Here is a 21,655-nt window from a genome sequence, read left to right on the forward strand (position 1 = left end):
CGACTACCGTTTGAACGGTGTTCAAAACCTTTGACGACCTCGCCTCCCGACAGCTCGACGGCGGCGTGCTCGACCGCGAGGACGCCCGCACCGTGCTCTCCGCCCCCGACGACGAGGTCCTCGGGCTGGTCGCGGCGGCCGGCCGGCTGCGCCGCGCCCACTTCGGCGACCGGGTGAAGGTCAACTACCTGGTGAACCTGAAGTCGGGGCTGTGCCCGGAGGACTGCGGGTACTGCTCGCAGCGGCTCGGCTCGTCGGCGGACGTCCTGAAGTACTCGTGGCTGAAGACCGACGAGGCCGTGCGGCAGGCGGGCGCGGGGATCTCGGGCGGGGCGTCGCGGGTCTGCCTCGTCGCGAGCGGGCGCGGGCCGGGCGCGCGGGACGTGGAGCGGGTCGCGGGCGTCGTCGGGGAGCTCAAGTCCGCGCACCCGGGTGTCGAGGTCTGTGCCTGCCTGGGGTTCCTGGGCGACGGCCAGGCCGAACGCCTGCGCGAGGCCGGTGTCGACGCCTACAACCACAACCTGAACACCGCCGAGTCGCGGTACTCGTCGATCTGCTCGACACACGACTACGCCGACCGCGTCGACACCGTGGAACGCGCGCGGGACGCCGGCCTCTCCCCCTGCTCCGGCCTCATCGTCGGCATGGGCGAGACCGACGACGAGGTGATCGACGCGATCTTCGCCCTGCGGGACCTCGGGGCCGACTCGATCCCGATCAACTTCCTGATGCCGTTCGAGGGCACGCCGATGGCGGGCACGTGGACCCTGGACCCCCAGCGCTGCCTGCGGATCCTCGCCCTGGCTCGGCTCGCGTGCCCGGACACCGAGGTCCGGATCGCCGGCGGCCGGGAGATGCACCTGCGGTCCCTGCAGGCGGTCGCCCTGCACGTCGCGAACTCGATCTTCCTGGGTGACTACCTGACCAGCGAGGGCCAGGCGGCGGAGGCCGACCTCCAGCTCATCGCCGACGCCGGGTTCCGGGTCCAGGGCGCCGACGAGTCGGCCACCGGCGACGCGCAGACCCCGGCCTCCCGCCGTCGCGGCGCCGGTACGCCCGTGGCCCCGAACGCATGACGACGACCGCGCCTGCCGGGACGGGCTCGATGGAGGACTGGCTCGCCGGCGCCGCGGACCGCCGGCACCGCGACGGCCTGGTCCGGGCGACCGACGCCGCCCGCCACCCGCGGGCTCGTCCGGGGACCCTCGACCTCGCCTCGAACGACTACCTCGGGCTGAGCGGTGACCCGCGCCTGGTCGCCGCCGCGGCCGAGGCACTGCGACGGCACGGCACGGGGGCCGGCGCGTCCCGGGTCGTCACCGGGACCACCGGCGCGCACGACGACCTCGAGTCCGCGCTCGGGCGGCTCACCGGGCAGCCGGCGGCACTCGCCTTCTCGAGCGGGTACGCCGCGAACGTCGGCCTGCTCACCGCACTCGGCGACCCCGGCACCCTGATCGTCAGTGACGCCCACGTGCACGCCTCGCTGGTCGACGGGGCCAGGCTGTCGCGCTCACCGGTGCGGATCTGCCCGCACGCCGACACCGGCGCGCTCGAGGAGCTGCTGCGCGACCGGGAGCACGAGCGCGCCGTGGTCGTCGTGGAGTCGATCTACTCGGTGCTCGGCGACGCCGCCGACCTGCGCCGGACCGCCGAGCTGTGCCACCGGTACGGGGCGATGCTCGTCGTCGACGAGGCGCACGGGATCGGCGTGGCGGGCGGCGGGCGGGGAGCCGTGCACGCCGCAGGGCTGGCCGGCGCCCCGCACGTCGCCGTCACCGCGACGCTGTCCAAGGCACTGGGCTCGCAGGGCGGCGCCGTGCTCGGCTCGCCGCTGCTGCGCGAGCACCTCGTGAACACGGCGCGCACGTTCGTCTTCGACACCGGGCTCGCCCCGGCTGCCGCCGCGGCGGCAGCCGAGGGCTGCCGGATCATCGACACCGACCCCGGGCCGTGCGCCGCGCTGCACGCGGTCGCCGACGCCGTCGCGTCCGCGGCCGGGATCGTCCGGGCCCCCGGTGCGGTGCAGTCGCTGGCCGCCGCCGGCCCCGAGATCGCGGTCGCCGCGGCGCGGACGCTCGGCGAGGCCGGGATCCTCGTCGGCTGCTTCCGGCCACCGAGCGTCCCCGACGGGATCTCCCGGCTCCGGCTGGTCGCCCGCGCCGGGGTCGATCCCGGCCGCGCCGCCGAGGCTGCAGCACGGGCCGCACGCTCGGTCGGCCCGGCCGGTCCGGTCGGTCCGGTCGGTTCGGTCGGCCCGGCCGCGTCGACCGGCGGGTCCGTCGGGGCGCCGTCGTGACCGGGGTGCCGCGGGTCCTGTTCGTGACCGGCACCGACACCGGGGTCGGCAAGACGATCGCCACCGCCGCGCTCGCCGCCGCCCTCGGCGGGACGGGCCGCTCGGTCGCGGTGTACAAGCCCGTCCAGGCCGGCACCGAGGACGGCGCCGGTGACATCGACACCGTCGTCCGGCTGGCCGCGCCGGCGGTGGCCCGCGAGGGTGTGCGGCTGCCCGATCCGATGGCACCGGTCGCGGCCGCGGCCCGCGCAGGCGTCCCGCTCCCGGCCGCGCCCGACCACCTGGCGACGATCGCCGCCCTCGGCGACGCCCACGACCATGTGATCGTCGAGGGCGCCGGTGGGCTCCTGGTCGAGCTCGGCACCGACGGCCACACCCTCGCGGACCTCGCCGTCGCCGCACCGCAGCCGTCGGCGACGGTCGTCGTCTGCCGCAGCGGGCTCGGGACGCTCAACCACACCGCGCTGACCCTGGAGGCGCTCCGGCACCGCGACGCCGTCATCGCCGGGCTCCTCCTCGGCGCCTGGCCGGAGCACCCGTCCCCGATCGAGGAGGACAACCGCCGCCGCCTCGCCACGGGACCGCCCCCGCTGCTCGGCGCGGTCCCCGACGGAGCGGGCCTGCTCGACCCCGGGCACTTCCGCCGCCGGGCAGCCGAGTGGCTCGACGCGTGGCCCGCCCCCGCCCCGCCCCCGGCTCACCCTCACCCTCGCCGAGATGCACCTCAGCGCGACAAGTCGATCTCCGGACGACACTGAGCTGCATCTCGGCGGGTACGCGACGCGGACCGGTCCGGGTTCGCACGGGATCGGTTGCCTCGCACGGGGTCGGATCCCGTGCGAGCGACGCGTACCCGTGCGAACCGATCCGTCGAGGGGTGCGGGGGCGCCGCGACTCATCGGACTCCGCATCCGCACCGCACGGCACGGTGTCCGGCACGTGCACGGTGTCCGGCACGGCACGGCACGGCACGGCACGGCCCGGCTCGGCTCGGCTCGGCACGGCCTGGCCCGGCCCGGCTCGGCTCGGCTCGGCAGAGCGCCACTCTGTCCGCCGGGCCTGGTCCGCACCGGCACACCCCTTCCGTGGAATCGCTTCCCCAGGCAGCGATCTCACCGGACAAGGTCCTCGGCCGCGGCGCGTGCCGGCCGGGCCCGGAGTCCGCGGTCCTGTGCGGGCGCCCCGGTGGGCGGCGCCGCCCACCGCGAGATCCGCCCCCGGACAGGTCCGGCCCGCCGCCGGCCCGTCTGCGCGGCTCGTTCGCGCGGCTCGTTCGCGCAGCTCGTTCGCGCGGCTCGTTCGTGCGGGATCGTCAGTCGTAGATGACGGCGAGGCCGCGGCGCCGCAGGTCCTCGAGGAGGTCCCGCATCGTCTGCAGCTGCTCGGGGGTGTGCCCCGTCCAGTCCTCCAGCTCACCCACGATGCGGACGGGCTCGCGGGTCCGGTAGGAGCGCGTCGGATTGCCGGGGTGCTTCTTGTCGGTGACGTTGGGATCGTCCTCGACGGCTCCGGTCGGTTCCACGACGTAGATGCGACCGGGCCCGTCACCGGCGGCCATCTCGGCACCCCAGGCCGCGGCGTCGAGCGTCGCCGTCACGTAGACGTGGTTCATGATCCGCCCCTCCTCGAAGTTCGAGGGGCGGCCGGGGACCAGCAGGTCACCGACGGCCAGGTCGGCCCTGGTCCCGTGCAGCAGGACCCCCGGCTCGTACACCTCGAACGGCGTCGGCCCGGTCCCCGAGTCCGGCTCCTGCGTCATGACGTGACTCCCCCTCGTCGTCGCGTGTGCGTCGAGCGGAGATCCTCCGCCGTGAGGGAGGGCTTGCCGCAAGCCCCGCCCCGCGCTATACGTTGATCACGGCGGACGCGGTGCCGGTCACGGGAGATCCCGCTGGAACCAGTGCTCGTCGCGGAACGTCCCGGGAGCGGTCTGCAGGGCGCCGGGGAACACCCCGACCTCCGTCCAGTCCCGGCGGCGGTAGAAGGCGGGCAGCGGCCCCCCGCCCCGCGTGGACAGCCGGAGCTGGCGGAACCCGCGCTCCCGCGCACGGTCGACGACCCGGCCGAGCAGCCGGCTCCCGACGCCGATTCCCTGCTCCGACGGGGCGACCATCAGCTTCGCGACGTCGGCGCGGTGCGCGAAGAGCGCACCACGCGCCGGGCGGAGCACCACCATCCCGCGGAGCCCGCACGCCCCCCGTTCGACCAGCAGGTCCTGGGACCCGCGCGTCGTGGCCTCGTGCAGCACGCCGGCGGCGGCACGGATCTCGTCGTCCGCGGCGTTCACCGGCAGCCCGACGGCGCCCCCGGCGCGCACGACGGCACCCCACAGGGCGGCCACCTCCTCGACCGTGGCACCGGTCACGTCCCCTCCGATCGCTCGACGACGGGCACTGCTTGACCCGGCTCGGTGCGAATCCTACAGTCCCTCATATCTCGTATATGAGAGCCGAGGAACGGGAGCCCGATGGAGAGCAGCCCCATGGATGCCACGACCGCCGTACGCCTGTCGCTGGCCGACGCGGACCACGATCCGCTGGCGAACCGCACCGACCGGGCGCTCTCGGTGGTGAAGCGCGGCATCCTCACCGGCCGGTTGCGCCCCGGGCAGCAGCTGATCGAGTCCGAGATCGCCGAGATGCTGGGCATGTCGAAGACGCCCGTGCGTGAGGCGTTGAAGACGCTCGTCGGGAGCGGGCTGGTCAGCCTGAGCCGGTACAAGGGTGCGGTCGTCCGCGAGCTGGACAGCGACGCGGCGGCGGCCGTCTACGACCTCCGTGTCCTGCTGGAGCCGGAGGCCGTCCGGCGGACGGTCACCACCGGTGGTGATCTCGGCGCCGCGTCGTCCGCGCTCGACCGGGCTGTGGCCGCGGGCGAGGCGGGCGACGAGGTCGGGATGAGCCTGGCCAACCGCGACTTCCACCGCTCGCTCTACCTCGGCTGCGGCAACCCGTTGCTGGTCGCCACCCTCGACGGGCTGAAGGACCAGACCGCCCTGGTCAGCGTCTCGGGGTGGCGTGCAGCCGGAGGCTGGCGCACCGAGGCCGGCGAGCACCGGGCGATCCTCGACGCGGCGCTCGCCGGTGACGGCGACCGCGCGGCGGGCGCCGTGCGCGAGCACATCACCGGCTTCGTCGCACGGGTCCTGCCCCGGCTCGGCCCGACGGTGGATCCGTCCGACCAGGACGGGACGGCGGAGCCGGCCGCCGGCTGACGCCCTCCTGACGAGACCACTCCACTCCGGAGCCGACCGGCTCCGGAGGCGATGCCCCCTGCCCTACTACCGAGGAGCACGATGGACCACGACGAGATCCGGGCGAGACTGGCTGATGTCGTCGCGATCACGCCGACCCCCTTCACCGGCGACGACGGCCTCGACTCCGCGACCTTCGACCGTGTCGTCGGCCGGATGGTCGACGGCGGGGTGCGGGTGCTGACGGTCAACGGCAACACCGGCGAGTTCTACACGCTCTCGCCCGCCGAGCGGCGCCGCGTCGTCGACCTGACCGCCGCGGCGTCCCCGGACGACGGCGTGCTCGTGGCCGGCGTCGGGTTCGACGTCGCCACCGCCGTCGACGACGCCCGCTACGCCGCCTCCCGCGGCGCCGCGGCGGTCATGGTGCACCAGCCGGTCCACCCCTACGTCTCCCGCCGGGGCTGGGTCGAGTACCACCGCGCCGTCGCCACGGCGGTGCCGGAGGTCGCGGTGGTGCCCTACGTCCGCAACACGCGGATCACCGCGGACGACTTCGGCGCGCTCGCCGACGCGGCGCCGAACGTCGTCGCCGTGAAGTACGCGGTCCCCGACGCCGCGCACTTCGCCGCCGTCGCCCGTGGTGCGGGGCTGGACCGCTTCACCTGGATCGCCGGGCTCGCCGAGCTGTCGGCGCCGTCCTACGCCTCCGCGGGGGCGACGGGCTTCACGTCCGGGCTGGTCGCCGTCGCCCCGGAGCTGTCGGTGCGGATGCACCGGGCCCTGTCGGCGGGTGACTTCCCGGCCGCGATGGAGGTCTGGGACGCGGTCCGCGACTTCGAGCACCTGCGCGCCGCGCACGAGAACGCCGACAACGTCAGCGTCATCAAGGAGGCACTGCACCAGATGGGATACGGCCGTGCCGACGTCCGGCCACCCGCGTCGCGGCTCGACGCCGACGCGCGTGGCTCCGTCGAGAAGATCCTCGCCGCGTGGGGTGTCCGGTGAGCGCCGCGGTCGACACGGTCGACCCGCGCACCGGCACCACGACGAGCACCGGCCTGCGGGAGCACGACGCCGCCGAGGTCGCCGCGATCTGCGCGACCGCGGCCGCCACCACCGAGCTCGACGCCGCGGGGCGCGGGTTCCGCGGCCGGCTGCTCACCGCGATGGCGGACGCGCTGGAGCACCGGCGCGAGGAGGTCGTCGCGACCGCCGACCGGGAGACCGCGCTCGGCCCGGCCCGGCTGAACGGGGAGCTCACCCGCACCGCCTACCAGCTGCGGCTGTTCGCCGACGTGATCGCGGAGGGTTCCTATCTCGAGGCCACCGTCGACCACGCCGGCGACACCCCGATGGGTCCGCGGCCGGACCTGCGCCGGATCCTGGTCCCCACCGGCCCGGTCGCCGTGTTCGGCGCGAGCAACTTCCCCCTCGCGTTCTCCGTGCCGGGCGGCGACACGGCGGCGGCCCTCGCCGCGGGCTGCGCCGTCGTCGTGAAGGCGCACGGCAGCCACCCTCTGACGTCGGCGCTCTGCGGCGAGATCCTCGCCGGGGCGGCGGCCGGGGCAGGCGCACCGGCGGGCACCGTCACCGTGGTGTTCGGCCGGGCGGCCGCGGAGGCGCTCGTCACCGATCCGCACATCACGTCGGTCTCCTTCACCGGCGGGCACACCGGCGCGTCGGCGCTGAAGCGCCTCATCGGGCAGCGACCCGACCCGATCCCGTTCTACGGCGAGCTCGGCAGTGTGAACCCGCTGCTGGTCACCGCGGCCGCGGCGGCCGAGCGACCGGCGGAGATCGGGGCGGGCCTGGTCGGCTCCGTCACGCTGGGCGGCGGCCAGTTCTGCACCAAGCCCGGCCTCGTCCTGGTCCCGGCCGGCGCGGACGGCGACGCCGTCGTCGACGCCGTCCGCGCCACGCTCGCCGAGGTCGCCCCGCCCGTCCTGCTCAACGGCGGGATCGCCGGTTCCTACGCGAAGGCCGTCGCCGGGCTGAGCGGGCGGACCACGATCGACGGCACCGACCCGGACGGCCGGGGGTTCGCCGTGCGGCCCACCGTCGTCGTCACCGACCGGTTCGACGAGGACCTGCTCGACGAGGTCTTCGGACCGCTCGCCGTGATCGTGCGCTACGAGCCGGACGGGCTCGCGACGCTGCTGCGGCGGCTCCCCGGATCGCTGGTCGCGAGCGTGCACGGCGGCAGCGGGGCCGACCCCGAGCGCGACGCCGCGGCCCCGCTCCTCCGGGAGCGGACCGGACGCGTGCTGTTCGACGGCTACCCCACCGGCGTCGCGGTGTCCTGGGCGCAGCACCACGGCGGCCCGTGGCCGTCGACCGACACGATCCACACCTCCGTCGGCGCCACGTCGATCCGCCGCTTCCTGCGCCCCGTGGCCTGGCAGTCCGCCCCGGAGCACCTGCTCCCCGCGGAGCTGCGCGACGGGCCCGTCGCCGTCCCCCGCCGGGTCGACGGCGCGCTCGTCCTCCCTTCCTGACCACCTGACACCACACCCACCGGACAGGCCGTCGCCGTCCGGTCGACCCCGCCTGCGCCGAGCACGGCGGCACGAGAGGAACCCACGTGAGCACGCTCATCGACAAGGTCGAGGTCGTCCAGTTCGACGTCGACACCCCCGGCTACACCCGCACCTTCGACGTCGACGTCCGCGGTGGGTCCTGGTACTACCAGCCCGGCGTCACGGGCCGGCGCGGCGTCGTGATGGTCCGCGTGCACACCACCGACGGCCACGTCGGCGAGTACGCCAACCACGCCCCGACCGGTGCCGCGCAGCAGGCCGCCGATGTCGCCAGGATCGCGGTCGGACGCCCGTGGCACGCCCGCGAGCAGATCCTGCGCACCGGGCGGCGGCTGTCCCGGCCCGCCCACTCCTACGGCCTCTGCCTGCTGGACAACGCCCTGTGGGACCTGGCGGGCAAGGTCTACGGCGCCTCGCTGACCGAGCTGCTCGGCGGCGGCCGCGAGCGGGTCCGTGCCTACGCGTCCTCGGTGAACTCCGACCGGGAGGGGAGCCTGTCGACCAAGGAGCAGGTGTCCGAGTTCTTCGGGTCGCTGCGCGAGCTGGGCTGGACCGGCTTCAAGATGCACAGCTGGCACGAGGGCGACAAGTGGGAGGAGGCCGAGAACGTCGCGCACATGCGCGCGACCCTCGGCGAGCGCACCGAGCTCATGCTCGACCCCGCGTGCGTCTTCGACTCCGTCTCGGACGCGATCTTCGTGGGCAAGGCGTGCCAGGAGGCGGGTTTCCGCTGGTACGAGGACCCGCTGCGGCCGCTCGGGATCGGGGCCTTCCAGCACAAGCAGCTCCGCGACGCGCTCGACATCCCGATCCTGCAGACCGAGCACGTGGCGGGCCCCGAGGCCAAGGCCGACTTCCTCCTCGCCGGCGGCACCGACCTGCTCCGCGTCGACGCCCACTACGACCTCGGCATCACCGGCTGCCTCAAGACGATCAAGTTCGCGGAGTCGCTGGGCGTGAACGTCGAGGTGCACGGGCCCGGCCCGATCCACCGCCACCTCGTCGCCGCCATGCAGGCCACGTCGCTGTACGAGGTCGCCAACGTCTCCCCGCACCTCGAGGACCCGTCGCCCGCGATCTACACCTGCGGCTACGCCGACGCCTACACCTCGATCTCCTCCGACGGCACGCTCCCCGTCCCGTCCGGTCCGGGCATCGGCGTGACCTACGACGACGAGCTGGTCGCCAAGCGGGCGACCGCCACCGTGACCGTCACCGCCCAGGACTGACCTCCCGGCGGGCCCGCGCCGCGCGGGCCCGCCCCGCCCCTCACCCAGCGAGGCAGGTGCAATGCAGCACTCGACCCAGACGGACCCGGTTCCGGAGTCCCCAGCACTCGAGTCCGCCACCCGGAAGGCCTTCCGCAGGCTCGTCCCGCTCGTGATGATCATGTTCGTCGCGAACTACATCGACCGGGTCAACATCGGATTCGCCAAGGACGCCCTCGAGGCCGACTCGGGCATCGGCGCCGGCGCGTACGGCCTCGGCGCCGGCCTGTTCTTCATCACGTACGCGATCTTCGAGGTCCCCAGCAACATCCTGCTCGAGCGCTACGGCGCCAAGTTCTGGCTCACCCGCATCATGATCAGCTGGGGCCTCGTCTCGGCAGCCATGATGTTCGCCCACAACGAGTGGATCTTCTACGGCCTGCGGCTCGCCCTCGGCGCCGCCGAGGCCGGCTTCTTCGCGGGCGTCATCTTCTTCTTCACGCAGTGGTTCCCCAACCGCACCCGCGGCCGGGCGAACGCCGCCCTGTACTCGGCGTCGACCATCGCCGCGGTCATCGCGGGGCCGCTGTCCGGCGCCCTGCTCGGCATGCACGACGTGCTCGGCCTGCGCGGCTGGCAGTGGATGTTCCTCGTCGAGGGTCTCGCCGCGGTGCTGATCGGTGTGCTCGTCTGGTTCCGGCTCGAGTCCCAGCCGCGCGACGCCGCGTGGCTCACCGAGCAGGAGAAGGACGCGCTCACCGCGAAGCTGCGGGCCGAGGAGGCGGAGCGGCTCGCCACCAAGCAGGAGAAGGCGCCGTCGCGCTGGTCCATGCTGCGCGACCCGCAGATGCTGCTGTTCTGCTTCGTCTACTTCGCCGCGCAGCTCGCGCAGTACTCGGTGACGTTCTGGCTCCCCAGCTTCGTGCGCGACATCGGCGGGCTGTCCGAGTTCATGATCGGCGTCATCTCGGTGGTGCCGTTCGCGGTGGCCTTCTTCGCCATCCTCGCCGCCGGCCGCATCTCCGACGCGACCGGCCTGCGGCGCACGGTGCTCGGCAGCGGCTTCGTGCTCGCGGCCGTCGGCCTCGGGGTCGCCGCGGTGACGTCGCCGGTGCTGGCCGTCGTGATGCTCGTCGTCGCGACCGCCGGCTTCAAGGTGGCGGCGTCGTCGTTCTACGTGATCCCGCAGCAGTACCTGGTCGGCGCACTCGCCGCGCCCGGCCTCGCGTTGATCAACTCGATCGGCAACCTCGGTGGCTTCGTCGCCCCGACGATGATGGGCCAGGTCCAGGAGCAGACCGGCAGCGTGTCGGGTGGCCTACTCGTGGTCGCCGCCTGCTGTGTCGTCGCGCTCGCCGGCTGTGCGCTGCTGAGATACGTCTCGCCCTCCCGCGCCGCGACGCCCGAGACCGCTCCGAGCACGACCGCCGGCTGACCCGCCGGGTCAGCGGCGGCCCCTCGTCGACAAGGACGTCCACCGGAGGCATCGTGCACGACCACACCACGTCCACCACGGAGCAGGAACCCGCACACCAGGGCAGGGCCCGGCGGGGCGGCCGGCTGCTCGGTCACCTGAGGACCGTCGGCCCGGGCCTCGTCGTCGCCCTGACCTGGGTCGGCGCCGGCGACCTGGTCGAGAACACCGTCGCGGGCGGCAACTACGGCTACGCGCTGCTCTGGGTCATCCCGATCTCGCTGGTGTTCCGGTTCTTCCTGGTCTCCACCATCGCGCGCTACCCGCTGTTCAACGTGCACGGCGACACCAGCATCATCCGCGGCATCGTCCGGTTGCGGCCCGCGCTGGGCTACGTGTTCGGCGCGGCCCTGCTGCTCTACTGCTACATCAACATGGCGTTCATGCTGAGCGGCGTCGGCACCTCGCTCGAGGCCCTCACCGGCGGCGCCGTCGGCCGGTTCTGGGGTGCCGTCCTCGGCGCGGTCACCATCGTGATCCTGGTGGGGCGCGGGGTGTACTCCACGCTCGAGACAGCCTTCAAGATCGTCCTCGGCCTGCTGAGCCTGGCGTTCGTCGTCGCCGTCGCGATGGTCGGGGTCGACTGGCCGGCGCTCGCGAGCGGACTGGTCGGCTTCGAGCTGCCGCCCGACGCCGGGCTGTTCAGCTCCGGTCTGCTGCTGCTGAGCCTCGTCATGGCGAGCGTGGGGTCCCTGGCGAACCTGATCTACCCGCAGATGATGGAGGAGAAGGGCTGGACGACGCCGCGGCACCGCCGCCGCCAGCAGCTCGACCTGCTGTTCGGCACCGTGGCGGTGGCGTTCCTCGGCGTCATGATGTGGATCGTCGGTGCGGAGGACCTGCACGGAGGCCCGCCGGCGACGACCGACCGGCAGATCGCCGGTGCCCTCGGCGGGGCGATCGGCCCGGTCGGCACCTACATCTTCTACTTCGGACTGCTGGCGGCGACCTGGACGACCGCGGCGGGCGTGCTGTTCAGCATCAGCAAGCTCGCGGTCCAGTCCTTCGGGACCGCGCGCAACGCCCGCCGCGGGGACATCACCGCGCCGGTCGAGACCCGGGGCACGCTCTACCGGGTCTTCGTCGGGGTCGGGCTGACGGCGCTGGTCTGGTCGCTGCCGTGGACTCCGGGCTTCGCCGCCCTGACCGTCGCGCTGGTGACCTTCCAGGCACCGATGCTCGTCCTCACCGTCGTCGTCCTGCTGGTCGTGCTCAACCGCACGTCGATGATGGGGACGCGCCGCAACCGGTGGTGGGAGAACGTCGCCCTCGCCGTGCTCCTCGGGTTCACCCTCTTCGCCTGCTACCACGGCTTCACCGACGCCGTCTCGATCATCGCGGGCTGACCGCCATCGTCGTCCGGAAAGGACCACCATGAGCACCGGCACGACCGTCGGTACGACCCGTTACACCGTTCCCGGCCTCACGGACTTCTCCGACGCGCTGCTGCGCGCAGCCGGCATCGACGACGACCACGCCGCGGCCATGACCGCCCGCATGATCGACGGCGACCTGCTCGGCCACCGCACCCACGGCCTCGCCTTCCTCGGCACCTACCTCGACCGGATCACCGGCGGTCACATCGGCAGCGCCGGGGAGCTCGAGACGCTGCACGACGACCGCGCCTCCGTCGCCTGGCGGGCGAACCGCCTCCCCGGGGCGTGGGTGATGGGCGAGGCGACCCGTCTCGTGCTGGACCGCGTCACCGACCACGCGGTCGTCACGGTCACGATCGCGAACTGCTCGCACATCGGCTGCCTGCAGAGCTACCTGCTCCCCTTCACCGAGCGGGGACTCCTGGTCACGCTCACCGCGACCAACCCGGGGGTGGCCTCCGTGGCCGCACCCGGCGGCACCCGGGGCGTGATCACCACGAACCCGATCGCGATGGGCATCCCGACGCGCGACGACCCGATCCTGATCGACCAGTGCACGTCCGTCGGGAGCAACGCGCTGTTCGACGCCTACGCCGGGCGCGGCGAGCGGCTGCCCGGGCAGTGGCTCGTCGACGCCGACGGCGCACCCACCGACGACCCGGCCGTCCTGCGGGCCGACCCGCCCGGGACGATCCAGTCGCTGGGGCAGGCCGACTTCGGCTACAAGGGGTTCGGCTTCGGGCTGATGTCGGAGGCCCTGTCGATCGCCCTGCCCGGATACGGGCGCCGCTCCGCTCCCGACCGGTACGGCCAGGGCGTGTTCCTGCAGGTGCTCGATCCCGCGCGGTTCTGCGGCTCCGAGGAGTTCCTCGACGAGATCGCCCACCTCGTCACCTCCGTCCGCGACGACCCCGGTGCGGCGGGATCGTCGGTCCGGCTGCCGGGGGAACGGGCGCTGGCGTCACGCCGGGACCAGCTCGCCCACGGCGTCACCCTCGGCCCGGGGACCCTCGCCGGGCTGGAGCCGTGGGCCCGGCGCCACGGGACACCGCTCCCCGCACCCGTGTAGCGGCCCGTCACGGGCACTGCGGGTCATCCCTCGTCGGCGCCCACGCGGAACCGCAGGTCCCCCGCCATGTCGATCCGGGCGAGCTCGACGCGCGAGGTGATGCCGAGCTTGGGGTAGACGCTGGCCAGGTGATGGCCGACCGTGCGGTGGCTGATCAGCAGCTGTGCCGCGATCTCCCGGTTGGTCAGGCCGTCGGCGGCCAGCCGTGCGACCCGCAGCTCCTGGGCGGTCAGTCCGGCCCCGGCCGGTGAGCCCGGCTCGTGGCGGGCGCCCGGCCCGCCCGCCAGGTCCTGCTCGCGCAGCGCCCGTGCCCGCAGCGGCTCCGCGCCGAGCCGGCCGAACGTGTCGGCGGCCGCGGCGAGCTCGTGCCGGGCGTCGGCCCGGCGGCGCGCCCGCCGCAGCCACTCGCCGTACAGCAGCCGGGTACGGGCGTGCTCGAACGGGTCGTCGCACGCGCCGGCCTCGTCGAGGGCCGCACGGTAGGAGGTCTCGGCCGCCGGCCCGTCCGCGGTGAGGGCGCGCAGCCGGTGGGCGGCCGAACGGGCCCAGACCGCGCCGGTGCGCTCGGCCCACGTCGCCACCGTCGCGACCCGGGCCCCGACGACGTCGGCGCGCCCGGCCTGCGCCGCCGCCTCCGCGGTGTCCGGGGCCGCGAGCAGCGCCGCCGTGCGGTGGGCGGCCTCGTGGCCGGGCTCGTCGAGCGGCAGCAGGTGGCGCAGGGCCTCCTGCGGCCGGCCGCCGAGGAGCGCCGCCCGGCCGCGGTGCCAGTACGCGGAGGCCGTCAGCGCGCGCACCCCGCGCGGGACCGAGAGTGTCAGTGCGCTCCGGGTGAGCTCCTCGGTGCGGGTCCCGTCGCCGCGGGCCGCGGCCAGGCCGGCCAGGGAGAGGCGGCACTGCGTGGCGATGTGGTCCGCGCCGACCTCCGCGGCCAGCTGCAGTCCCTCCTCCGCCGCGGACCCGGCCGCCTCCCACCGGCCCGCGGCGAGGTCGAGGACGGCGGTCTGGGAGAGGACCATCGCCAGCGCGGCGAGCTCGTGCCGGCGCCGCAGCTGCGCGGCCTGCACGGTCAGCACGTCGTGCAGCGGGCCCTCGGCGCCCCAGGCCCAGACCAGCGGGACGGGTGGCAGCAGCTCCCACGGGACGGTGCCGAGCCGGCCGACGGTGTCGCTGCTCCTGCCCGGGGTGGCGCGGGCGACCTGCCCGGTCTCGTCGTAGCAGGCCCACCAGGCCCGCAGCACCGGCACGACCGGTGACAGCTCCGGGTCGCCGCCGGCATCGAGATCCAGCAGCCGGCGCAGCGCCTCCTGCTGCAGCTCGGGCCGGCCTGCCGACCACGCCGCGCGGACCGCCATCGAGCCCAGCTCCACCGCGCCGCGGGTGCCCGGGACGACGGTCATGTCCCGGGCCAGGTAGTGGTGGGCGCGCTCCGGCCTGCCGTAGGCGAACTCGAGGATCCCGCGCAGCCCACCGCTGCGCCGGACGACGGGGTCCACGCCGTCCAGGAGCTCGGCGTCGTCGAGCAGCCGTCGCGCCGCACCGGCCTGACCGGCGTCCCACGCGGCGCGGGCGGCGGCGGCCAGCCGGCGTGCCGCGTCCGCCGGCTCCGGCGACAGCTCGGCGGCCCGCCGCAGCGTGCGGGACGCCATCGGGCCGGCGCTGCGCTGCAGGCAGCGATCGGCCGCACGCTCCAGCAGCGCGGCGACGTCCTCGTCCGCCTCCTCGGCGGCCGCCGCCAGGTGCCAGGCCCGTTCCTCGAGGGCGTCGCCGGACAGCACCGCGGCGAGCGCCCGGTGCGCGGCCTGCCGGTCCGCGAAGGGAGCGCCGTCGTAGACGGCCGCCCGCACCAGCGGGTGCCGGAACTCCACCCGGGCTCCCGACGCACGGAGCAGACCCGAGCGCAGTGCCTCGTCCCAGGCGTCCGTGTCGACGCCCCAGCCCGCCCCGGCGCGGTGCACGACGTGCCGGTCACCCCGGTCCTCGGCGGCCGCCAGCAGCAGCAACGCCCGCGCCGACGGCTTCAGGGTCTCGACCCGGGCGCAGAACGCCCGCCGCAACCGGGGCCCGACCGCCACCGGCTCCCCCGCCGCCGGGAGGGGCGCCTCGCGACCGAGGGTGGGCAGCTCGCGCAGCGCCAGCGGGTTGCCCCCTGCCGTCCGGACCGTGCGGTCGACCAGCGTCTCGTCGGTGTCCGGCACGACGGCCGCGACCAGCCGGCGTGCGTCGTCGTCGGCCAGGCCGACGACCTCCATCGACGGCAGCCCCTCCCACGGCCCCGAGGCGGGATCCTCGTGCCCGGTCAGGAGCACGACGACCGGGTCGGTCCGCACCCGCCGCGCGACGAACCCCAGGCAGTGCACGGTCGCCTCGTCGATCCACTGGGCGTCGTCGACCACGACGAGCACCGGCCGTTCCCGGGCCAGGCCGGACAGCAGCGAGAGCACGGCCGCACCGATGAGGAAGCGGTTGGCCGGGTCCCGGCTCAGACCCAGTGCACCGCGCAGCGCCGCGGCCTGCGGTGCGGGGAGTGCGTCCAGCCGGTCCGTCACCGGCCACAACAGCTCGTGCAGCGCGGCGAACGCGAGGCCCGCCTCCATCCGGGTGCCCCGGCACCGCAGGACCGTGGCGCCGGACGCCGCCCCGACGGCGTGGTCGAGCAGGGCGGTCTTGCCGATGCCCGGCTCGCCCCACAGCACGAGCCCGGAGCCCTCGCCGCCGGCCGCCCGTGCCAGCACCCGGTCCAGGGCCGCGGTCTCGGCGCGCCGCCCGAACAGCTCCATGGTCCACCGTGCCTTCCCGCGCCGGGCCGCAGCGGCACGACGGATCGCCTCGTCACACGGTAACCGCGCCTTTCCGGACATTCCGTCGTGACCGATCCACCGACCGATCCGCGGACGTCCGCGGCGCCCGACACTCGGCGGGTGAACCGCTCCGCACGCGTCGAACCGCCCGCGTCGTGACCCCCGTGACCGAGAGACCCGACTTCACCGGGCTGCGGGCGACGTACATCAACTGCACGCTCAACCGCTCCCCCGGCCGCAGCCACACCCAGGGCGTGATCGACCGCAGCGTGGCGATCATGGAGGCGAACGGGGTCGGCGTCGACCAGATCCGCGCCGTCGACCACGACATCGCCACCGGTGTCCGCCCGGACATGACCGAGCACGGGTGGGACACCGACGAGTGGCCGGCGCTGCTCACCCGGGTCCTGGCCGCCGACATCCTGGTCATCGCCGGACCCATCTGGCTCGGGGACAACAGCTCGGTGACCCGCCGGGTGATCGAACGGCTCTACGGCTACTCCGGCGTGCTCAACGAGCACGGCCAGTACGCCTACTACGGGCGCGTCGGCGGCGCCCTGCTCACCGGCAACGAGGACGGCCTCAAGCACTGCGCGATGAGCATCCTCTACAGCCTGCAGCACATCGGGTTCACCGTCCCGCCCCAGGCCGACGCGGGCTGGCTCGGCGAGGTCGGCCCCGGCCCGTCCTACCTCGACGAGGGCTCCGGCGGTCCGGAGAACGACTTCACCAACCGCAACACCGCGTTCATGACCTACAACCTGCTCCACCTCGCGTCGATGTTCCGGAGCGCAGGCGGGTTCCCCGCCTACGGCAACCAGCGCACGGCCTGGGACGCCGGGCGCCGCCCCGACGACGCCAATCCCGAATACCGTTGACCGTGACCCTCCCGTGGCGCCGCGAAGGATGTGAGCACCGATGACCAGCCCGGCGACGACGACCTGGCCGAGCCTGCGGGTGTCCGACTGGACCCCCACCCGCGACACCCTGCACATGTGGACCCAGATCGTGGGCAAGATCCGCATGGCCCACGCGCCCCTGCTGAACCACTGGTGGCAGGTGACCCTCTACGTCAGCCCGCGCGGGCTGACGACGTCGACCGTCCCGCACCGCACGGGGGCCTTCGAGATCGAGTTCGACTTCGTCGGGCAGCAGCTGGAGGTCCGCAGCAGCGACGGCGGGGTGCAGAGCCTCCCGCTCCGGCCGATGCCGGTCGCGGAGTTCTACGCCCGCGTCCTCGACATGCTCGACCGGCTCGGGATCGAGGCGCCCATCCGGCCGCACCCCAACGAGGTCGACCCGGCGATCCCCTTCGCCGAGGACCACACCCACACCTCCTACGACGGCGAGGCGGCCGCCCTGTTCTGGCGGCAGCTGCTGCAGGCGAACCGGGTGATGGGTGAGTTCCGGTCGCACTTCGTCGGCAAGGTCAGCCCGGTGCACTTCTTCTGGGGTGCGATGGACCTCGCCTGCACCCGCTTCTCCGGGCGGCCGGCCCCGCCGCACCCGGGCGGCGCCCCCAACTGCGGGGACTGGGTCATGGTCGAGGGCTACTCCCGGGAGCTGTCCAGCTGCGGGTTCTGGCCGGGGGGTGGCGAGGAGGGCGCGTTCTACTCCTACGCCTACCCCGGGCCCGACGGGTTCGCCGACCAGCCGGTCGGCCCCGACGGCGCGTTCTTCAGCACCGAGTTCCAGCAGTTCCTGCTGCCCTACGAGGTCGCCCGCGCCGCACCCGACCCCGACCGGGCCGTCGCCGAGTTCCTCCGCACCACCTACGAGGCCGCCGCGGACCTCGGCCACTGGGACCGCGCGGCACTGGAGGACGACCCCGCCCGCTGGGAGGGGACCGCCGTACCCCGGACCACGACATGACCGATCCGATCGGCACCCTCGTCGACGCGCACCTGGACGCCTGGAACGGACCGGCCGGACCCGTCCGGGACGCGGCCGTCGCGGAGATCTACGCGCCGGACGTGCTCGTCGGGGAACCGGACGCCGCCCGCACCGGGCACGCCGGGATGTCCGAGGCGATCGACGCCCTCCACGCGCAGGTGCCGGGCACCGCGATCACCCGCTCGGGGCCTGTCCAGCGGGCGCAGGACCTGGTCACCTACACCTGGGTCCTCGGCGCAGAGGGTCGCGCGCCGGTCGCGTCCGGCCGTGACGTGCTCCTCGTCCGGGGCGGGAGGATCACGAGCCTGTACGTGCTGATCGACACGACGTGACGGCTGCGCCGGTGGCGTGACCGGGGAGTGTCGGACGGCGGGTACGGGCACAGGGGCGCCGGGGAGGGAGCGGTCCGTGGCCGATCAGGACGTCGATCACCTGGCCGTGGCCGAGCGGGCCGCGCGGATGGACGACCTCGCCGTCCGGCGGGGCGCGGAGGGCCGGCGGGCCGAGGCCGAGGCCGCCGCCGACGAGGCCGCCCGGCTGTACCGCGCGCTCGCGGCGGACTTCCCCGCGATGTTCGGCGGCGACGCCGACCGTGCCGGTGCGCTCGCCACCGACCTGCGGGACGCACCGCCCGGGGGCTGGTCGGCGGTCCTGACCGCCGCCGTGCCCCACAGGCCCGCCTCCCTCGGCGTCCGCGCGCCCGCCGCCGCCCGCGCGCCGGACGGCCCCGGAACCGTCATCCCCGCGGAGCCGGAGCCGGCGGCCCCCGCCGGACACCCGCCCGGACCGCGGCGACGGCGCGCCGTGACGTCGGTGGTGCTGGTGACGGCGGCGGTGGTCGTCGTCCTTCTCGGGACCGTCGGCACCGCCGGCTGGGTCCTCTCGCGACCGCCCGCACAGGCCGCGGTCCGGACGGAGCCGGCGCCCGTTCCCGTCCCGATCCGGCCGTGGTCCGCCAGTGCCCGCGCCGATGTGGCCCCGACGGGCGTCGCGCTGCGCCCCGCGCCGTCCACCGCGGGCGACCCGGTCGGGCGGCTGCCCGTGGGCGACGACGTCGAGATCCGCTGTGGCGAGATCGGCCGCGCGACCACCACCGACACCGGCGAGCGCAGCTCCAGCTGGCTCCGCACCGCTGCCGGGAGCTGGGTCGCCGCGGTGAACGTCGAGCTCCGCGGGCCCGGCACGATCACGAACTGCAGGCCCGGGCAGCCCCCGGTGCCCGTCCCGCACCACCGGTGAGGTCCCGTCCTCCGGGCGGCGTGCGAGACGATCACGAACCGTCATATAGTTAGCATGTGCAACGGTTAGTGGAGGTCGGCGAGGGACGTACGTCCGACGCGATCGTTCCCGGCCGCCTGCGACGCGCCCGCGACCGGTTCGTCGCCTCCGACCCCGGCCTCGTCCGGCTCGTGTCGGCAGCGCGTGCGGTCCTGGCGATCGCCTCGGCGCTCGGGGTGGAGTACCTCGTCGCGAGCATGACCGGCACTCCCCCGCTGGTCCCGATGATGCTCGGCGCGGTCGTCGCGATGCTCGCCTCGTTCGGCGTCGTCGACGCGACCCGTGGCGGGCAGGCCCTCACCCTGTGCTGCCTGCCGCTGGCGATGCTGGCCGGGATGGGCGTGGCGCTGCTCGTCGACCGCAACCGGCTCGCGTCGCTGGTGACGTTCGTCGCGGTCGTGTTCGTCGCGGTCTGGGTCCGGCGGTTCGGGATGCGGTTCTTCGTCTGCGGCATGGGCGGGTTCATGGGCTACTTCTTCGCCCTGTTCCTGAACCTGCGCCCGGAGATGCTGCCCGGGGTGGCGGAGGCGGTCGTCGTCGCGATCGCCTGGGTGCTCCTGCTGACGCTGGTCCTGCTGCCGATCCGCAACGACCGCGTGCTGCGCCGGATGCTGCGCTCGTTCGAGGCCCGGCTGGCCGGTCTCGCCGGGACCGTCCTCCTGCTCGCCGACCAGGCCCCGGGCACGGCCGAGCGGACCCGTGCCGAGACCCGCCTGCGCAGCCTGCTCGTGCGGATCAACGAGTCCGCGCTGGTCATCGACGGGCAGCTGGGCACGCCCGCCGCCGTCACCGACGACGACACCGCCCGCACCGTGCGTCGCACCGTCTTCGACGCCGAGCTGGCCGCGACCGCCCTGGCCCGGGTCGGGCCCACCGCCGTCACCCACGACGACGGGGCCCGCACGATCCTGACGGCGCTGTGGCGGGGCCGGTGGGACACCGTGCAGGAGCTCGCCGACCGGGCCACCGGCGCGACGGGGCCGGGACCGCAGCGCCTGGCCGTCGACGCGGCCGTCCTCGCCTCCGCCCGCGCCGAGTGGACCCGGGCGGCCGGGGCACGCGATCCGGGCCGGACCGGCGAGGAGCCGCGCGACGCCGACGCCGACGCCGACGCGGTGGAGTTCGCGCCCGCGGTGCAGCTGTTCGGCGGGAACCTCCCCGGCTCGGCCGGCACCGTCACCCGGCTGCACCGGCCGCCCGAGGCGGACCGGCCCGCGTCACGGCTCTCGCTGACCACCCGCCAGGCCGTGCAGGTCACCATCGCGACGGCGCTCGCGATCGCCGCCGGGGACGCGCTCTCGGAGCAGCGCTACTACTGGGCGGTGCTGGCCGCGTTCATCGCCTTCACCGGCACCGCGACCGTCGCCGAGACCGTCCGCAAGTCCGCGCACCGCGCCGTCGGCACGATGATCGGCCTGGTCGGAGCGATCGTGCTGGTCCCGGTGCTCGGCCCGGACGTCGCCGTCGTGCTGCCGGTGATCCTCGTCAGCATCTTCGGGGCGCTGTACCTGTTCCGGCTGTCCTACGCGCTGATGATCTTCTTCATCACCCTGATGCTGGGTGAGCTGTACGCGCTGCTCGGCAGCTTCTCGGTGGACCTGATGGTGCTGCGCCTGGAGGAGACCGTCCTGGGTGGCCTGATCGGCTGCGCGGTGTCGGTCCTGGTGCTGCCGACCCGCACCCGGTCCGCGGCCGACGAGGCCCGCCGCGGGCTGCTCGACGCCCTCGCCGAGCTGCTGGCCGCCACCGACCGCGCGCTGCGGCGGCCGGGTCCGTCGGAGGACCTGCGGGCCTGCTCCCGCGCGCTCGACGCGGCCCTGCACCAGGCGATGCTCCTCGGGCGCCCGCTCACCCGGACCTGGCTGGGCTCCGCCCAGGACGACGTCGTGCGCGAGCTGACCGCCTGCACCGCGGTCGCCGACCATGCCCGGCGGCTCGCCCGCTCGGCCGAGGGCGTGCCCGGGACCGCCGCGCTGACCGGGGCATGCGCGCGGCTCGCGGAGCTCGTGTCGTCCGCCGTCGCCGGGCGGCCCGTTCCCGCGGGGAGCTGCGCGGCCGTCGTCGACCTGCTGGTGGGACCGGCCGGCGGGCACGGCCCGGGTTCCGCGCTCGCCCGGGAGGCCGGGCTGCTCGCGGCCGAGCTGCCCGCGCTCCTGGAGGCGCCCGGCCTGCTCCCGGACCCGGCGGCCGTCGGGCGGGTCCGCGGGCCCGAGGGTGGTCCCACCGCGGCGACGGTCACCGTGGTCGACCGGGCGGGCCGGCAGTTCGACCGGGTCACCACCGGCGACGACGGCCGCTTCGCCCTCCGCGTCCCGCCCGGCACGCACCTGCTGGTCGCCGCACCCCTCGCCGGCGGGGCGGCCCCCTACGGCGACCACGTGCCGCTCGGGCCGGGGACGGTGCTGCCGGACGTCGTCCTCGGGCCGCAGCCGGTGCGGGAACGGGCCCGGGCGATCGGGCGGGGCTGTCTGGGGCACGGCTGACCGCGCCGGGGCACCACCCGGCAGGCAGCCCTCACGACGCCCCG

The 21,655-nt window shown here is 74.9% G+C and carries 18 protein-coding genes; 15 read left to right on the forward strand and 3 right to left on the reverse strand.

Annotated features, from left to right (window positions below; genetic code table 11):
• The first annotated feature begins 17 nt into the window (after positions 1-17).
• Genes bioB through bioD form a run of 3 tightly spaced genes read left to right on the forward strand, consistent with a single transcriptional unit; the run spans position 18 to position 3,057 of the window.
• Positions 18-1,076, forward strand: coding sequence for a biotin synthase BioB (gene bioB, locus PP1_RS07920; RefSeq protein ID WP_029239721.1), 1,059 nt, complete (start codon positions 18-20; stop codon positions 1,074-1,076).
• On the forward strand, positions 1,073-2,299 hold the full coding sequence (locus PP1_RS07925) for an 8-amino-7-oxononanoate synthase (protein ID WP_075314071.1): 1,227 nt from the start codon (positions 1,073-1,075) through the stop codon (positions 2,297-2,299). Before bioB ends, PP1_RS07925 begins: the two co-directional genes overlap by 4 nt.
• Positions 2,296-3,057: a dethiobiotin synthase gene (bioD, locus tag PP1_RS07930; RefSeq protein WP_075314070.1), complete on the forward strand. Its 762-nt coding sequence runs from the start codon at positions 2,296-2,298 to the stop codon at positions 3,055-3,057. Before PP1_RS07925 ends, bioD begins: the two co-directional genes overlap by 4 nt.
• Positions 3,058-3,611: 554 nt before the next feature.
• Here bioD and arr read toward each other — a convergent pair.
• Both arr and PP1_RS07940 read right to left on the reverse strand, forming a co-directional pair.
• A complete protein-coding gene (gene arr, locus PP1_RS07935; protein ID WP_010227644.1) occupies positions 3,612-4,058 on the reverse strand; it encodes an NAD(+)--rifampin ADP-ribosyltransferase in 447 nt (148 codons plus the stop codon).
• A 117-nt stretch (positions 4,059-4,175) separates the two neighbouring features.
• Positions 4,176-4,664, reverse strand: a complete 489-nt coding sequence (locus tag PP1_RS07940) for a GNAT family N-acetyltransferase (protein WP_010227642.1) — start codon at positions 4,662-4,664, stop codon at positions 4,176-4,178.
• A 117-nt stretch (positions 4,665-4,781) separates the two neighbouring features.
• Here PP1_RS07940 and PP1_RS07945 point away from each other — a divergent pair, with 117 nt between their 5' ends.
• The 7 genes from PP1_RS07945 to PP1_RS07975 all read left to right on the forward strand — a co-directional run bounded on the left by PP1_RS07945 (position 4,782) and on the right by PP1_RS07975 (position 13,159).
• On the forward strand, positions 4,782-5,513 hold the full coding sequence (locus tag PP1_RS07945) for a GntR family transcriptional regulator (RefSeq protein ID WP_010227640.1): 732 nt from the start codon (positions 4,782-4,784) through the stop codon (positions 5,511-5,513).
• Positions 5,514-5,594: 81 nt separating this feature from the next.
• Positions 5,595-6,500, forward strand: coding sequence for a dihydrodipicolinate synthase family protein (locus tag PP1_RS07950; RefSeq protein ID WP_010227638.1), 906 nt, complete (start codon positions 5,595-5,597; stop codon positions 6,498-6,500).
• Positions 6,497-7,990 carry an aldehyde dehydrogenase family protein gene (locus PP1_RS07955; RefSeq protein ID WP_010227636.1) on the forward strand — a complete coding sequence of 498 codons (1,494 nt, stop codon included), beginning with the start codon at positions 6,497-6,499 and terminating at the stop codon, positions 7,988-7,990. The genes PP1_RS07950 and PP1_RS07955 overlap by 4 nt, the downstream gene beginning before the upstream one ends.
• 86 nt (positions 7,991-8,076) lie before the next feature.
• Complete coding sequence (locus tag PP1_RS07960) at positions 8,077-9,261, forward strand: enolase C-terminal domain-like protein (RefSeq protein ID WP_010227634.1); 1,185 nt, start codon at positions 8,077-8,079, stop codon at positions 9,259-9,261.
• Positions 9,262-9,322: 61 nt separating this feature from the next.
• On the forward strand, positions 9,323-10,675 hold the full coding sequence (locus PP1_RS07965; RefSeq protein ID WP_010227632.1) for an MFS transporter: 1,353 nt from the start codon (positions 9,323-9,325) through the stop codon (positions 10,673-10,675).
• Between the two features lie 53 nt (positions 10,676-10,728).
• Positions 10,729-12,060: an Nramp family divalent metal transporter gene (locus tag PP1_RS07970; RefSeq protein ID WP_010227629.1), complete on the forward strand. Its 1,332-nt coding sequence runs from the start codon at positions 10,729-10,731 to the stop codon at positions 12,058-12,060.
• Positions 12,061-12,088: 28 nt separating this feature from the next.
• Positions 12,089-13,159, forward strand: a complete 1,071-nt coding sequence (locus PP1_RS07975) for an Ldh family oxidoreductase (RefSeq protein WP_010227627.1) — start codon at positions 12,089-12,091, stop codon at positions 13,157-13,159.
• 23 nt (positions 13,160-13,182) lie between these two features.
• Here PP1_RS07975 and PP1_RS07980 read toward each other — a convergent pair whose 3' ends face one another.
• Positions 13,183-15,936, reverse strand: coding sequence for an AAA family ATPase (locus PP1_RS07980; RefSeq protein WP_075314069.1), 2,754 nt, complete (start codon positions 15,934-15,936; stop codon positions 13,183-13,185).
• Positions 15,937-16,121: 185 nt separating this feature from the next.
• On the opposite strand from PP1_RS07980, the gene PP1_RS07985 reads away from it, so the two are divergent.
• From PP1_RS07985 to PP1_RS08005, 5 genes are all read left to right on the forward strand, one after another.
• A complete protein-coding gene (locus tag PP1_RS07985) occupies positions 16,122-16,835 on the forward strand; it encodes a flavodoxin family protein (protein WP_010224458.1) in 714 nt (237 codons plus the stop codon).
• Between the two features lie 40 nt (positions 16,836-16,875).
• Entirely contained in the window at positions 16,876-17,829 is a 954-nt protein-coding gene (locus PP1_RS07990) for a DUF5996 family protein (protein ID WP_010224457.1), read from the forward strand.
• A complete protein-coding gene (locus PP1_RS07995; protein ID WP_010224456.1) occupies positions 17,826-18,182 on the forward strand; it encodes a nuclear transport factor 2 family protein in 357 nt (118 codons plus the stop codon). Before PP1_RS07990 ends, PP1_RS07995 begins: the two co-directional genes overlap by 4 nt.
• A gap of 76 nt (positions 18,183-18,258) precedes the next feature.
• Positions 18,259-19,089, forward strand: coding sequence for a hypothetical protein (locus tag PP1_RS08000; protein WP_075314068.1), 831 nt, complete (start codon positions 18,259-18,261; stop codon positions 19,087-19,089).
• Between the two features lie 56 nt (positions 19,090-19,145).
• The gene (locus PP1_RS08005) at positions 19,146-21,611 is read left to right on the forward strand and encodes an FUSC family protein (RefSeq protein ID WP_139323816.1); all 2,466 of its coding nucleotides are present in this window, start codon (positions 19,146-19,148) and stop codon (positions 21,609-21,611) included.
• Positions 21,612-21,655 lie beyond the last annotated feature (44 nt).

This window comes from Pseudonocardia sp. P1 (assembly GCF_000178675.2).
GTDB lineage: Bacteria > Actinomycetota > Actinomycetes > Mycobacteriales > Pseudonocardiaceae > Pseudonocardia.